The following is a 14,800-nucleotide window of genomic DNA, read 5'->3' as shown; positions in this document are numbered from 1 at the left end:
TGACGTTTTTTTAATTAATTATCTTGTAAAACAATGGTCTCAAGCTTATCAGCAGTATTTACTGCGAGAACCGTATAGTTTTTACCGCTTTGAAGATTTGTTCCAGGAAGACTTAGTATTTCTTTTCCGTCTGCTGTGGAAACAGATAAATCATACGAACCTGGATTTACTACTTGATAACCTGAAATGCTTTTAAAAGACAGATCTTTAAATAAAGGAGCAGCCCCTTTAGGACCTACGTTTACCGCAGGAGCATCAGGAGATAAATGAGCAACACGTAAGCTTGCTTTTCCATCCATCCCTTGCTTATTATTCGTGAAAGCCTGCAGTTCAAGATTTTCGGCTTTATTTACAGCGGCTACTGTATACGATTTTCCACCGTCTACAACAAGGGTAGCTTCGATGATGGAATCTTTTGTTCCTTTTGTCTTCGCTTCGTATACTTCTACTTTATGAGAACCAGCTGACAAAGGCAGGGAGTTGGAGACATCTTTAAACTTTGCTCCTTCTACTAAAGCTTTGTCATCCACAAAAATGTCTACAGCTGGAGCATCCGGTGAAGCATGAACGATACGAACTTCTGCATTTTGAGCTGGTCGCTCATCTGCAGCAGGAGGTGTTTCAGCGGCAAATACTAACATGCGGCTAAGTGCCAAGAAGGCAATCACTGCTACCATTACGAATAGTCGTTTCATCAAGTATCACTCCTTTTTTAGTATACACAGCTTTATGTAAAGAGAAGGACTGTGCAGTTGTTAGCGTATACTAAATAAAATCAACTATTCGTTTGTTTGTTAACTTTTAACGTGTTTACTGAGATTTCTGACGGAAAAATCGAAGAATAGCCAAAATATTGTACAAGGTTGTTAAGAGCCACGTCAATAAAAAGCCTAGGCCAAGTCCGATATTGGCATCTATATACGTATGCGTGAAGTCATCATATACGACGTAGGCAAGAGGAGCAATTGACAGTAAAAGGAGAAGAAAAAACAAAAGTGTTTTCCATCTGCTTAAAGTGAAGGTTAGATAAAAGAAAAGGAAAGCGGAAAACAATAGAAGACCGTCTCGAATAGCCCAAGGTAAAACGCCGATATGTGGATTAGCGAGAAGAAAGGTTGGAACAATTGAAAGGAGGAAAAGGAGAGACAGCAAAGTCACGTGAAGGGTGTTCTTTTTTGTAAAAGCCGGCACCAATAAAAACGCTGCCGTTGCACCTAAAAGAAAATTACAAATTAAAATAAACTCCATCCAAACACCTCATTTATCGAGTATTACTTTTAGTCTATTCAAGACGCTGTTAAAGTAGATAAAAAAAGCTGCGATGAACATCGCAGCTTTTGATCATTCGAATTTAAATCCTTGTTTTTCAAGCATCGCTCGAACTTCTGGATAATAAATGGTTTTGTAAATAGCGGATACAGTTTGTGACCAGTTGCGGTCATCTGCACCGTTTGTTCTCTTTTTCATATACTCTGCCATTTCAGCATCATAGTCTTGAATCAATGACTTTAAGTCATGATTATAGCTTTCACGATGGTGCACAGCAGCTTGTGGCAATCGAGGCTTTTTCGCAGAATGATCTGCCGGATGTCCAACGACAAGACCGCTTACTGGGAATACGTATTCCGGTAAATCTAGGAGCTCAATGACTTCTAGTGGCTTTCTGCGAATTCCGCCGATTGGTACTGTACCTAAACCGAGTGACTCTGCTGCAACTGTTGCTGCTTCTAAAGAAATTCCAGCATCGGTTGCCCCCACTAAAATTGACTCAAGTCCATCGGTTACACCAAGAGGCGCATCGTTAAGCTCAGCTGCAATCTTAGCACGATTAAAATCTGCACAAAAGATTAAAAATAGAGGAGCTTGGTCAATCCACGCTTGGTTGCCTGCAAGCTCTGAAAGCTTTTTCTTCTTTTCTTTATCTTGGACGCTAATAATAGTTACTTGCTGTCCGTTAATAGAAGAAGCGGCTGACTGAGCAGATTGAATAATTGTATCTAAATGCTCGTCGCTTACTGCTTCGTCTGTATATTGACGGATAGAACGATGATCTTGAATTGTACGAATTGCTTCATTCATGATGCGTCATCCTTTCAAAGAAGTTATTTTTAGCCTTGTAATGTTTTTACATCTAAAGGTGCTACAAGTACGCCAGTTTGAGCAAATGCTACAAAACTTTGGAAATGAGCTGATTTATTGTGTGCTTGAATTGCTTCTTCGCTTTTCCACTCTTCAATCATCATAAATGTGTTAGGTGTAAAAGCATCTTCAAATAGTTGATAGTTGCTGTTTCCTTCTTCTTGTAAAGAATGCTTAATTAGTTCTTGTACGTTTTCTAAAAATTCTTCTCTTTTTGCTGGGTTAACTTTCATTGAAGCTTGTAAATGAATCATGGGTGATTCCTCCTTTAATAATGATGGTGCTTTATATTATTTGTTTTGTTTTTAATCTTTCATTCAATTTACGATTAAAATGAAGATAAGTTCGAATATCATCGAACAATGAAACTATAACACCGATTAAATAACAGTGCAAGGAATTTAGTTCGAAAGTTATCGAACATTGATACACAAAAGAAGCTGTGTTATATTTTAAGCATGAGAAAACCTTATCAACCACCGAAATCTGAAATTAAATTAACGCCTATTTTACATGCATTGAGTGATCCTAACCGGCTGCGAATTGTACAGTGTTTAGCGACAAGAAAGGAGCAGACCTGTTCGTATTATCAAAAATTAAATGTATCAAAATCAACGCTATCACATCATATTAAAGTACTTCGCGAAGCTGGAATTATCAAACTACGTATAGAAGGTACGCAGCACTATTATTCCTTGCGTTTAGAAGAACTTGAGGAACTGTTCCCAGGTCTGCTTCCTTCCATTATAAATATAGATGAGCAATTATTTTAAAAGCTGAACGATGGTTTGTTCAGCTTTTTTGTTCAAAATAAATGTGTCCATGCAGGCTGCATCCAGGATTAAAAGAAGAACGACAGTGAGGGCAAGTCGAGTTACAGGTTAAGTATTCATTAATTGAAAGCTCATGTTTACATACTCCGCAAAGAATAGCTTTTTCATTAAACATAGATTTTGGCCATCTTTTAATGTCGTGATCCGCATGTGCGTTATGACATTGATAGCATGGATAATATGTATGACAGCAATAAAATTTTATTGCAATAATATCTTTATCCGTATGATAGTGCGTACAGCGCGTTTCGGAATCCACTGTGTCACCTTTTACTGCAGGTACAGATTTGGTCATTATCATCACTCCTTATGAAAAGTATAGCATGCTTTTATACGCCTTATCATACATATGTAAAAAGAAAAATGCTATAATAAAACCATCGTTTTACATGTCAGATTGCATGCTAAAAAGATCAGATAAAAATTGATGTCAAAACAGATCGATTAAGTGAAGTAAAGAGAGGAAGAAAAAATGAGTAAGCAAGTTATCGTTTTTACCGGAGGCGGAACAGCTGGACACGTAACACCAAACATTGCCATCATGAAAGAATTAGACAGTGAAAAATGGGATATCCATTATGTCGGTTCTCACAATGGTATTGAGAAAGAATTAATTACAAAATTAAACGTTCCATATCATGCGATTTCAAGCGGGAAGCTGCGTCGATACGTAGATATGGAAAATGTAAAAGATGTATTTCGAGTAGCAAAAGGGGTTGGCGATGCGCGTCGCGTGCTGAAAAAGTTAAAGCCTTCTCTTGTTTTTTCAAAAGGCGGTTTCGTCACAGTTCCTGTGGTAATGGCTGCTAAATCTTTAAACATTCCCGTGTTCATTCATGAAAGTGATTTAACACCGGGACTGGCAAATAAAATTGCGCAGAAATTTGCCACTAAAATTTTCACTTCTTTTGATGAAGCCGCAAACTACTTTCCAAAAGAAAAAGTGCAGGTTGTTGGTTCACCTATTCGAAAAGAGCTATTTAGCGGAAGCGCAGCGAACGGGGAAAGCTGGCTACGCTTTTATGATAAGCGCCCCATTTTAACGATTATGGGGGGAAGTTTAGGAGCACGCCGTATTAATGAAATCGTTCGAGAGTCTTTGCCTGAACTGCAAAAGAAATTCCAAATTGTACACCTTTGCGGAAAAGGCAATATTGATACAAGCCTTGAAAAAGAGTCAGGATACCGTCAGTTAGAATACGTAAACGAACAGCTTCCTGATGTTCTAGCGGCAACTGATTATGTGATTACACGCGGCGGATCCAATGCCATTTTTGAGTTTTTAGCTCTTCATAAACCGATGATGATTATTCCTTTATCAAAAGCACAGAGTCGCGGAGATCAAATTTTAAATGCACAATCCTTTAAGAAAAAAGGCTACTGTATGGTTGTAGAAGAAGAGCAGTTAACAAAAGAACTGTTTTTGCGTGAAGTAAATGAGCTTCAGCAGCAGGCAAGTACGATGAAGCGTACAATGCGTGAAGCAACAAAAACGGATGCCATTTCAATTCTTGTAAATGAAATTGAGAAAATGAGCTAAAAAAAGCGTTCTTATCTCCTCGATAAGAACGCTTTTTTCTTCTGAAATTATTATTTTAAAATAATGAATAAATATAGAAAAATAAAGCTTTTAAAATTTCAAAAAATGTTGTTGACAGTAAATTTTAACAGGAGTAAGATTACTCTCATGAAACGTTCCACTGTGAAACGCTGAGTCTTTTCTGAAAGAGAAGGAAAGAGCGGAGGACCCAATTATCAGGGGTGAATCTCTTAATTGAGTAGGGTTACTTTCTTGACCCGAACCCGTCAGCTAACTTCGTAAGCGTTAAGAGAGAGGATGGTGTAATCGTGGTCGTTTTCTATAACAGCGGATAGTACGCTCCTTTCAAAATATAGGTGAAAGGAGCGTCAGGATGCATTTATCTAAGCAAATGATTCAAATGATTGAATATCGGGCCATGTGCGATCAGCAATCTTTTGATCTAGCAAACCGCTATTTGTCTACGTTAGCTAATCAAAGTTTTAAACGCAGCAGTAAAAACTATTATTAAGTCTAAAAATTAAATAACAAAGATACGCTTAATCAATTATGAGCGGGGGACCCAATATTTTGTACGTATGTACTAGGGGTGAATCTCTTAACTGAGTAGGGTTACTTCCATAACCCGAATCCGACAGCTAACTCCGTAAGCGTTTTGGGAGTAAAAAATTCGTGTCAATCACGGCTTATTTGTCGTGCATTAAACCGCGGAAGAGAACTCTCTTCTGCGGTTTTTTAGTGGAAAAAAATAGCATCACGTCTCACGGTTAGCTTTTTTGGACGTGATGCTTTATGAAAAGAAACCGTCACTAAACTTAGAAGCTATCATTTTTGTTAGGAAACAGTTAGGAGGGAGCAACTTGGATATGATCATGCTTGGAACGCTTGTCATATTAACAGCTGCTATGTACGGAATTATTTGCTGGTCGTCTCATGTAGTAGATGAAAGAGAGGAGAAGTGAACGTGTCGTTCATTTTGTTAGGTATTTCAGTTCTCGTTTTAATTTATTTAGTGTATGTACTGTTAAATCCAGAACAATTTTAATAAGCGGAGGAATAAAAAGTGGGGATTTTTCTACTATCAGTTGCGCTGCTGCTTGTTTTTGTAGCGCTTATTGCAAAGCCCGTAGGTATTTATATAGCGAATGTGTTTTCAAACGATAAAAACACTAGCTTGATAGGAAAGATAGAAACGGTGATGTTTAAAGCAGCAGGAATTAAAGGGCTTAATCAGACGTGGAAGCAATATGCATTTGCTCTTGTGTTAACAAATACGTTTATGATTTTTGTGGTGTACCTTATCTTCCGGTTTCAGGGGGTACTGCCGCTTAACCCAAGCCACATCAAAGGAATGGATCCGGCTCTTGCTTTTAACACGGCCATTAGTTTTATGACAAATACGAACTTGCAGCACTACAGCGGCGAATCAGGTTTGTCCTATTTCTCGCAGATGGCCGCCGTTGTATTTATGATGTTTGCTGCACCAGCAACGGCACTTGCAGTAGCAATCGCTTTTATTCGCGGGCTGGCAGGGAAAGAAATGGGAAACTTTTTTGTTGATTTTGTAAAGTCAATTACGCGTATTTTACTTCCTATCGCTTTTATAACAGGCATTTTATTTATGTTTTTAGGTGTCCCTCAAACGTTAAGCGGAACGGTGACTGCCCATACAATAGAAGGAGCAACACAGCAAATAGCAAGGGGACCAGTTGCTTCTTTTCTTTCAATTAAAGAGCTAGGAAACAACGGAGGGGGATTTTTTGGTGTCAATTCAGCTCATCCATTTGAAAATCCTAACGCGTGGAGCAATGTATTACAAATCGTCCTTATGCTTTTATTGCCAACAGCCCTTCCTTTTACGTACGGAAAAATGATCGGACAGCGTAAGCAAGGCCGCATCTTGTTTGTAGCGATGAGTATGCTGTTTATCGTTATTTTAAGCACAGCGTTTGTAACAGAGTGGGGAGGCAATCCAAGACTTGGTGCTTTTCATCTAAATGAAGCGAGCGGTTATATGGAAGGGAAAGAAGTCCGTTTTGGTGTCGGCATGTCGACGCTTTACGCCATCGTGACGACAGCAAGTGAAACAGGTGCAGTCAACACCATGCACGATACCCTGACGCCTCTTACCGGGTTATTAACGCTTGGAAATATGATGTTAAATACCGTATTTGGCGGTGTCGGAGCAGGATTTATGAATGTTATGATGTACGTCATCATTGCCGTATTTTTATCAGGTTTAATGGTTGGAAGAACACCAGAATACGTAGGTAAAAAAATTGAAGGAAAAGAAATGAAGCTAATCGCCGTGACGCTTATTCTGCAGCCGCTGCTAATTTTAGGAGGAACAGCCGTAGCGCTCACTACTCATTTAGGAATGGAAGGTATATCAAACCCTGGCTTTCACGGCTTAAGTCAGGCACTGTATGAATTTACGTCGTCAGCAGCAAACAATGGGTCCGGTTTTGAAGGACTCGGTGACGCAACGCCGTTTTGGAACATTTCTACGGGAATTGTTATGTATATTGGACGCTACTTCGGACTAATTACAATGCTGGCGGTATCGAGCTCACTAGCATCTAAGCAGCTTGTTCCCGAAACACCTGGAACATTTAAAACGGATACGTCTTTATTTAGCGGCATTTTAATTGGAACTACCGTTATTGTAGGAGCACTTACGTTTTTCCCAGTGCTGGTGCTTGGGCCGGTTGCTGAGTATTTAACACTGTAATCAAGAAAGCGGAGGATCATAATGAATAAACGGAATTTTGCAAATAATATTGAATTGGATCGCAACAGTCATATTCAAGGTTCTGTAGATACACAAGCTTCATCGATTTTTATTCAATCAGTAAAGCAGGCGTTTATCAAGCTCAGCCCAAGAACGATGATAAAAAACCCTATCATGTTCGTAGTAGAAATCGGGTTTATAATTACGCTTTTTTTAGCCGTTGTTCCGGACCTTTTCGGAGAAAGTAAAGTAAGCACAGGGTTTAATGTTGCCGTATCTCTCGTGTTATTTTTTACCATTGTTTTTGCTAATTTTGCAGAAGCATTAGCAGAAGGTCGAGGAAAAGCACAGGCAAACTCATTAAAGCAATCGAAAGGGGATATTACGGCTAATAAACTTCAAAATGGGCAAATGATACAAGTTTCGGCATCGCAACTAAAAAAAGGAGATATCGTCGTCGTTTCACAAGGCGAAATGATTCCTGGAGATGGAGAAATTATTAAAGGACTGGCGTCCGTTGATGAATCGGCCATTACGGGGGAATCGGCACCTGTTATGAAAGAAGCAGGCGGGGATTTTAACTCTGTAACGGGAGGTACAAGAGTTGTCAGCGATGAAATTACAATTAAAATTACGTGTGAGCAAGGTGAATCGTTTTTAGATAAAATGATTTCGCTTGTTGAAGGAGCAGAGCGTCAAAAAACGCCAAATGAAATTGCGCTAAACACGGTTTTGACAAGTTTGACGATTATTTTTTTACTAGTTGTTGTGACGCTTCCTGTCTTTACAAACTATTTACATTTTCAACTCGACACGGCTATTTTAATTTCACTGCTCGTCTGCCTTATTCCTACGACGATTGGAGGATTATTATCGGCCATTGGAATTGCTGGAATGGATCGAGTCACGCAGTTTAACGTGATTGCTATGTCAGGAAAAGCAGTAGAAGCAGCTGGTGACATCAATACAATTATTTTAGATAAAACCGGCACCATTACGTTTGGGAACCGAATGGCTCATCAGTTAACGACTGTAGAAGGCATAGACGAACGTGAACTTTACAAATGGGCGTTTGTTTCTTCGCTTTATGATGAAACACCAGAAGGGCGCTCAGTTGTTGATTTTATTCAAAATCGCATGGGAGTAGAAGATCTTAGAAAAACCGAAGGAACGTTTGTTGAATTTAAAGCTGAAACGCGAATGAGCGGCATTGACTTACAGAATGTGTCTGTACGAAAAGGGGCAGTGGACGCCGTCACGGCATGGGTAGAGTCAAATGGCGGAAAGGTTCCCTCTGATTTACAGCAAAAAGCAAACGAAATTGCAGGAGCTGGTGGCACGCCGCTTGCCGTCGCCGCTGATAATAAAATTTACGGTTTGATTTATTTAAAAGACACGGTAAAACCAGGAATGAAAGAACGCTTTGATGAACTTCGTAAAATGGGTATTAAAACAGTCATGTGTACAGGAGATAATCCGTTAACCGCAGCAACCATTGCAAAAGAAGCGGGAGTAGATGAATTTATTGCGGAATGCAAGCCAGAAGACAAGATTCAAGTGATTAAATACGAACAGCAGCAAGGCAAGCTAGTTGCGATGACAGGTGACGGGACAAACGATGCCCCTGCACTTGCTCAAGCTGACGTTGGTCTAGCGATGAACAGCGGAACTTCAGCTGCTAAAGAAGCAGCAAATATGGTGGATTTAGATTCTGACCCTACTAAAATTATTGAAGTCGTTTCAATTGGAAAACAGCTATTAATGACAAGGGGTGCCTTAACTACATTCAGCATCGCAAACGATATTGCTAAGTATTTCGCGATTATTCCAGCGATGTTTACCTTGGCGATTCCGCAAATGGAGGCTCTTAACGTAATGAAGCTGAATTCACCACTATCTGCGGTGTTGTCAGCGCTCATTTTTAATGCGGTCATTATCCCGCTGTTAATTCCCTTAGCCATGAAGGGAATTGCGTATAAGCCGATGAGTTCTAACGCACTGCTGCGAAAAAATTTGTTCATTTACGGATTAGGTGGGGTATTAGTTCCATTCATTGGGATTAAAGCGATTGACTTATTACTTTCATTTGTGATGTAGAGGAGAAGAAACGATGATACAAACAGAACGAACGGGAAGCATTATTGTTCGCTTAACAATTATGATGATGATACTTTGTGGTCTTATTTATCCTGTTGTGATGACAGGTATTGCTCAAACAGCTGTTCCAAGTAAAGCAAACGGCAGCCTAATCTATTCAAACAATCATCAAGTTATCGGTTCTAAGCTGATTGGGCAGCAGTTTACAAGCAATGCATTTTTTCACGGCAGAGTCTCTAGTATTGATTATAACGGGGCAGGATCTGGGTCGTTGAATTTAGCACCTTCAAATAAAGATCTTACGAATCGTATCGAGAAATCCGTAGCGGCGTGGAAAAAAGAAAACGAAGTGCCCAAAGAAGGAATTCCAATTGATGCCGTCACAAATTCAGCTTCTGGACTCGATCCTCACATTACGCCACAAGCTGCATATGCACAAGTAGAGCGTGTGGCAAAAGCCACACATATTAAAGCCAACACGCTAAAACAGTTAATCAAAGAACATACTCAGCAAGGGGCTTTTAGTGAAAAACGAGTAAATGTAGTAGAGCTAAATTTAGCTGTTCAACGAGAGCGCTAATTACATGCACTCGCTTCATGTACTGAAGCGAGTGTGATAAAGGGGCACAAACAATGAAAGAAAAAGAAGCTCATCCATACTTTCGAAGAAAAACTCCGGAAGAACTATTGCGTGAACTTCATAATCAGAAGCGCGGAAAGCTTAAACTCTACATCGGTGCCGCGCCGGGAGTAGGAAAGACGTATAAAATGCTTCAAGATGCGCACGATTTAGTCAAAGAAGGCATAGATGTCGTAGTTGGATATGTAGAAACACACGGCAGGGATGAGACTAAAGAGATGATTGGAAATCTAGAAGTAATCCAAAGAGAAACCATTTTTTATAAAGGAAAAGAATTACAAGAGCTTGATTTGCTGGCGATTGTAAGAAGGCGCCCAAAAGTTGTCCTTATCGATGAACTTGCTCACACAAATGTTCCGACAAGCCGCCATAAAAAACGTTTTGAAGATGTTTCTTACCTGCTCAACCAAGGTATTTCAGTTATGTCAGCAATGAACATTCAGCATATGGAAAGCGTACATGACCTCGTATATGCTGTTACCCAAGTAAAAGTTCGTGAAACGGTGCCAGATTTATTTATTCAGCAAGCAGATGAAATTCAGCTTGTCGACGTTACGCCGGAACAGCTGCAAAAGCGGCTTCGTGAAGGGAAAATATACGAAGTCCATAAAATTGAACAAAGCCTGCAGTCGTTTTTTAAGCTTGCGAATCTCCATGCACTTCGTGAATTAACGCTCAGAGAAATAGCGGATGAAGTGGATGGCAAGCTGATTCATGCGCATGAAATTGGCGTAACAGGTATTTGTGAACGCATTTTAGTATGCATTCAATACAGTGAAACAGCTGAAAAATTAATTCGGCGAGGCTGGAGAATGGCGAACCGATTGAAAGCAGATTTACTGCTGCTGCATGTTTTTACAGGCGAGCAAACTGAAAGGCAAGAAGCCCAAATCAAACACTGGCAGGCATTCGCTGACCGTTTTCACGCATCGTTAATTGTTGAAGAAGCTAAAAAGCAAAAACCAGCTGCAGTGATTGTGAATGTAGCCAAGCATTATCGCGTTACTCAAATCTTACTAGGGCAATCAGCACGGACAAGGTGGGAAGAGATTCGAAAAGGCTCTATTGTGAATACAATTATGCGACAGACTCATAACATCGACATTCATATTGTTTCAGATTCAGCAAAACAACAAAAATAAAATGCATATATAACAAAAGGAGAATATGAGTGAATATTGCGTTCTTTTTACTCCCTAAAAAAGAAGTCGTTACACTATCGACACAGTCAACGATCCGTCAAGCATTGGAGAAAATGGAGTATCATCGCTACTCTTCTGTGCCGCTTATTAATCAAAAAGGAGAATATGTAGGGACTTTGGCAGAAGGAGACTTGTTATGGAAGCTAAAAAGCCTAGAACATATAGAACTCCATGAGTTAGAACACCTACGAATTGAGGAGGTTCCAAGACATCGCGATTACGAAGCTATCACCATTAACGATGAAATGGAAAGTATTTTGTCACGCGCGTCTGAACAAAATTTTGTGCCAGTTGTAGATGATCAAAACATTTTTATTGGACTCGTGCGGCGAAGAGAGATTATAGAGTATTGCATCTCCCAACTTTTTATACATGGAGAAACGCCTTTAAATGTGAAGATTTAGTTAAGTTTGCGTAAAAACCATAATTTTTACATAAAAGGTAGTCTCTTTTTATATAATTAATGTTATAATAAGATATGTAAAGACGAAACTTGCGTAATGTAAGCCTCTAACATTTGTTAGAGGTTCTTTTTTTACATAACATAAAACATTTGATTTCAGTTCTTTCTATGGTTAAGTTAGAATAAGTGTTAAAGTAAGAGGTTTCTTGCTTTTTTACATAAGAAAAGTGAGCTGTACAAAGGAGACAAAGCATATTGACTACGGAAAAAACAAAAAGCGATCAATTACGCAGCATATTCAAAACTATTATCTTCGCTATCGCTCTAGTATTTATGATTCGCGCATTTTTATTTTCTCCGTATATTGTAGAAGGCGCTTCAATGAACCCAACGCTGCATAACGGAGAGCGGTTGTTTGTGAATAAACTGTCGTATTCGCTCCATGATATTCGCCGCGGAGATATTGTGATTATTAAAGATGAGGCTAAGAATAAGCATTATGTAAAAAGAGTAATCGGTCTGCCAGGTGAAAAAATCGAAATGAAAAAAGATCAGCTTTATATTGATGATAAAAAAGTAAGTGAACCTTATTTAAAAACGAATCGTCAAATTGCCAACAACATGGATATGGAGCTTACGGGAGATTTTGAACCCGTACAAATACCTAAAAACGAAGTATTTGTAATGGGTGACAACCGTCTGTACAGTATGGATAGCCGCAACGGTCTAGGTCTTATTGATGAAAAACGAATTGTCGGAAAAAGCGAATTTGTATTTTATCCGGTCAAAAAAATAAGAAAAACAACGTAAAAAGAAATGCCGATAAAGGTATTTCTTTTTTTATGCCTATGTCTACTCCGCTTATAGATGGGCAAGCTAAGGGAAAAAAGGTGTGAATCAATTGAAGACGGCCTATGAAAAGTTATTTAAACATTTTAAATTTGTTGATGCTCTTGAGATGAAAAACCGATTAGCAATGGGACCTATCCTCACATACGCTTCACGGGAAAACGGGGAAATATCCGATATCGATCTGACTTTTTACGAAAAACGAGTAGGGGGCGTCAGTACGGTAATTATCGGCCCCGCGTTTATCACAGAAAATGGCCAAGTAGCACATGGTCAAATCGGAATTCATCGTGATCAGGTCATACGAAAGCTTCATCAACTAACCCAAATGATTCATAGAAGAGGAGCTAAAGCGATTCTGCAACTATCGCACGGGGGAAGAAAGTGCGTAGAAATGGAAAGTAAGTGGCAAGCAATTAGCCCTAGTGAAAAGCCTCACAAACGTAAAGGAAAAAAGCCTGTTCAAATGACCGAGCGCGATATAACTTATATTGTTCAAGCGTTTGGCGAAGCTACCACAAGAGCTATGGAAGCAGGGTTTGATGGAGTGGAAATTGACGGAGGAAATGAATGTTTACTGCAGCAGTTTACGTCAAGGCAAGCCAATGAACGAAGTGATTCTTATGGAGGAAGCGCAGAAAACCGCTTCACTTTTGCACTTGAAGTTATTCGTGAAGTGACGCGCCGAGCAGCACATGCGGGCAAACCATTTATTGTGGGATATACATTAGCGCCCAAAGAAAAAGGCTATTTAGGAAATAAAGTGGAAGATACATTTGAGTGGATTGATCGTCTTGTTCATACAGAAATTGATTATTTACATATCAGTGCTTTGCATGAACCTACCTCAAAAAGGGAAGAAAATCATTCACTGCTTTCTTCGATCATTAAGCACGTCAATTACCGGGTCCCTCTTGTGGGTACAGGAGGACTTACGGCAACGGAAGTCGCAGAAGCTTTTGAGCAAGGTCTGGCTTTAATTACGATTGAACAAGCGTTAGTCGTACAGCCAGATTGGGTAGAAAAAGTGATAAATAGCGATGAGCCTACTTCTATGGATGTGACGTCATTAGATAAAGATGTGAGTTTACCACCTGAAGTGCTAGCTCACTGGCAAGACATGCATAAAAATGACCGCCCTTATTAAGTGAGCGGTCGTTTTTATGTTGTTGACTTAACAAGAAGAATTTTATTTTACTGATACTATAACCAAGCAGCATACATAGACTAAAAGAAAAACTAAAAACACAGTTGACTTCTAGGAATAGTTAGGATTACAATATAAACAACTTATTTATAAAACGGACAGCTGATCGGACATACCGAAGGCTTCTAGCAAACAACTGTTGGAGGCCTTTTTGTGCTCTCTAACAGAAGATTAAAGTGGAGGGACAACATGAAAAAGTTAATTACGTTTGCACTTATTGGCTTTTTAGCTCAGTTAATTGACGGATCACTTGGAATGGCGTACGGGGTGACATCAACTACCCTACTTTTAACGTTTGGAATTGCACCAGCTGTGGCTTCGGCATCTGTTCACTTGGCAGAAGTTGTAACAACAGCAGCGTCTGGTGTTTCACATATTAAATTTGGCAACGTAGATAAATCGATGGTTTTAAAACTGATTATTCCTGGTTCCATCGGGGCTTTTGTAGGAGCCTGCTTTCTAAGTAATTTACCTGGAGATGCAGTAAGACCTTACGTTTCAACATTCTTATTGCTCCTAGGAGTTTATGTGTTATTTCGCTTTTTATTTACGTTTAAAACAAACGAAGAAAAGAGCACCAAACCTTTATCGACGAAGCAGTCCATTCCGTTAGGATTAATTGCTGGATTTGCTGATGCTACAGGAGGAGGCGGCTGGGGGCCGATTGCAACGCCTGTATTGCTAGCTAAAAAAGGCACAACAGCACGGAAAGTCGTTGGAACCGTTGATACAAGTGAATTTGCTATTGCCGTCTCGGCTACACTTGGCTTTTTAATTTCTCTTGGCTGGGAGCAGGTAAACTGGTTCTGGGTAGGCGCTCTTATGATTGGCGGAATTATCGCGGCTCCGATTGCTGCATGGTTTGTTCGTATTATCCCGGCTCACTTGCTTGGTTCGCTTGTTGGTGGGTTTATCATTTTAACAAATGCTCGAACACTCTTAAATACATGGGTATCAAGCAGCTCAACGCAGATAGCTGTATACGCATTTATCCTTATTGTATGGGCAGCAGCAATCGTTTACTCATTTTTACAAGGGAAAAAATATAATCAAAATCGAAACGTAGAAGTTTCGTAATAAAAGGATGGAATAAAAATAGCTTAGTTAAAGAAAGATCTGAACGTGTTTGATTCTGTATAGAGAATCAAATGTGTTCAGA

The 14,800-nt window shown here is 39.5% G+C and carries 17 protein-coding genes and 2 riboswitches; of the genes, 12 read left to right on the top strand and 5 right to left on the bottom strand.

Going from position 1 to position 14,800, the window contains the following annotated elements; genetic code table 11:
- Nucleotides 1-14: 14 nt before the first annotated feature.
- From NST66_RS14565 to NST66_RS14550, 4 genes are all read right to left on the bottom strand, one after another.
- Nucleotides 15-695 (bottom strand): DUF4397 domain-containing protein, encoded by a 681-nt coding sequence (locus NST66_RS14565; protein WP_033580604.1) that lies wholly within the window; start codon nt 693-695, stop codon nt 15-17.
- A gap of 115 nt (nt 696-810) precedes the next feature.
- Nucleotides 811-1,248: a hypothetical protein gene (locus tag NST66_RS14560; protein ID WP_033580605.1), complete on the bottom strand. Its 438-nt coding sequence runs from the start codon at nt 1,246-1,248 to the stop codon at nt 811-813.
- A 93-nt stretch (nt 1,249-1,341) separates the two neighbouring features.
- Nucleotides 1,342-2,079 (bottom strand): oxygen-insensitive NADPH nitroreductase, encoded by a 738-nt coding sequence (gene nfsA, locus NST66_RS14555; protein ID WP_016764733.1) that lies wholly within the window; start codon nt 2,077-2,079, stop codon nt 1,342-1,344.
- Between the two features lie 29 nt (nt 2,080-2,108).
- Complete coding sequence (locus NST66_RS14550; protein WP_013057729.1) at nt 2,109-2,393, bottom strand: putative quinol monooxygenase; 285 nt, start codon at nt 2,391-2,393, stop codon at nt 2,109-2,111.
- Between the two features lie 204 nt (nt 2,394-2,597).
- On the opposite strand from NST66_RS14550, the gene NST66_RS14545 reads away from it, so the two are divergent.
- Nucleotides 2,598-2,912 carry an ArsR/SmtB family transcription factor gene (locus NST66_RS14545; RefSeq protein ID WP_013083811.1) on the top strand — a complete coding sequence of 105 codons (315 nt, stop codon included), beginning with the start codon at nt 2,598-2,600 and terminating at the stop codon, nt 2,910-2,912.
- Between the two features lie 19 nt (nt 2,913-2,931).
- Here NST66_RS14545 and NST66_RS14540 read toward each other — a convergent pair whose 3' ends face one another.
- Complete coding sequence (locus tag NST66_RS14540; protein WP_033580606.1) at nt 2,932-3,267, bottom strand: CHY zinc finger protein; 336 nt, start codon at nt 3,265-3,267, stop codon at nt 2,932-2,934.
- 177 nt (nt 3,268-3,444) lie between these two features.
- Here NST66_RS14540 and NST66_RS14535 point away from each other — a divergent pair, with 177 nt between their 5' ends.
- The 11 genes from NST66_RS14535 (at nt 3,445) to NST66_RS14490 (ending at nt 14,718) form a co-directional block, all read left to right on the top strand.
- On the top strand, nt 3,445-4,512 hold the full coding sequence (locus tag NST66_RS14535; protein WP_029714620.1) for an undecaprenyldiphospho-muramoylpentapeptide beta-N-acetylglucosaminyltransferase: 1,068 nt from the start codon (nt 3,445-3,447) through the stop codon (nt 4,510-4,512).
- Nucleotides 4,513-4,670: 158 nt separating this feature from the next.
- Nucleotides 4,671-4,813, top strand: a riboswitch (cyclic di-AMP (ydaO/yuaA leader).
- A gap of 72 nt (nt 4,814-4,885) precedes the next feature.
- Nucleotides 4,886-5,023, top strand: coding sequence for a hypothetical protein (locus tag NST66_RS14530; protein ID WP_155278280.1), 138 nt, complete (start codon nt 4,886-4,888; stop codon nt 5,021-5,023).
- Nucleotides 5,024-5,038: 15 nt separating this feature from the next.
- A riboswitch (cyclic di-AMP (ydaO/yuaA leader) is annotated at nt 5,039-5,179 on the top strand.
- 291 nt (nt 5,180-5,470) lie between these two features.
- Nucleotides 5,471-5,557: a K(+)-transporting ATPase subunit F gene (gene kdpF, locus NST66_RS29295; RefSeq protein WP_080754503.1), complete on the top strand. Its 87-nt coding sequence runs from the start codon at nt 5,471-5,473 to the stop codon at nt 5,555-5,557.
- A gap of 24 nt (nt 5,558-5,581) precedes the next feature.
- Nucleotides 5,582-7,243: a potassium-transporting ATPase subunit KdpA gene (gene kdpA, locus NST66_RS14525; protein ID WP_196246106.1), complete on the top strand. Its 1,662-nt coding sequence runs from the start codon at nt 5,582-5,584 to the stop codon at nt 7,241-7,243.
- 21 nt (nt 7,244-7,264) lie between these two features.
- Complete coding sequence (kdpB, locus tag NST66_RS14520) at nt 7,265-9,340, top strand: potassium-transporting ATPase subunit KdpB (protein WP_033580608.1); 2,076 nt, start codon at nt 7,265-7,267, stop codon at nt 9,338-9,340.
- A 13-nt stretch (nt 9,341-9,353) separates the two neighbouring features.
- Nucleotides 9,354-9,920, top strand: coding sequence for a potassium-transporting ATPase subunit KdpC (kdpC, locus tag NST66_RS14515; protein WP_033580609.1), 567 nt, complete (start codon nt 9,354-9,356; stop codon nt 9,918-9,920).
- A gap of 53 nt (nt 9,921-9,973) precedes the next feature.
- The gene (gene kdpDN / locus NST66_RS14510) at nt 9,974-11,122 is read left to right on the top strand and encodes a KdpD-like non-kinase potassium sensor (protein ID WP_033580610.1); all 1,149 of its coding nucleotides are present in this window, start codon (nt 9,974-9,976) and stop codon (nt 11,120-11,122) included.
- 29 nt (nt 11,123-11,151) lie between these two features.
- On the top strand, nt 11,152-11,586 hold the full coding sequence (locus NST66_RS14505) for a CBS domain-containing protein (RefSeq protein WP_033580611.1): 435 nt from the start codon (nt 11,152-11,154) through the stop codon (nt 11,584-11,586).
- Between the two features lie 254 nt (nt 11,587-11,840).
- On the top strand, nt 11,841-12,395 hold the full coding sequence (lepB, locus tag NST66_RS14500; RefSeq protein WP_028412768.1) for a signal peptidase I: 555 nt from the start codon (nt 11,841-11,843) through the stop codon (nt 12,393-12,395).
- 82 nt (nt 12,396-12,477) lie between these two features.
- A complete protein-coding gene (locus NST66_RS14495) occupies nt 12,478-13,581 on the top strand; it encodes an oxidoreductase (RefSeq protein ID WP_223546159.1) in 1,104 nt (367 codons plus the stop codon).
- Between the two features lie 249 nt (nt 13,582-13,830).
- Nucleotides 13,831-14,718, top strand: coding sequence for a sulfite exporter TauE/SafE family protein (locus NST66_RS14490; protein WP_033580612.1), 888 nt, complete (start codon nt 13,831-13,833; stop codon nt 14,716-14,718).
- Nucleotides 14,719-14,800: the final 82 nt, after the last annotated feature.

Origin of the sequence: Priestia sp. FSL W8-0524, assembly GCF_038005965.1 — a bacterium.
Classification (GTDB): Bacteria; Bacillota; Bacilli; order Bacillales; family Bacillaceae_H; genus Priestia; species Priestia zanthoxyli.
Note: the sequence above shows the minus strand (reverse complement) of the source record. Positions and strands in the feature narration are given on the sequence as shown.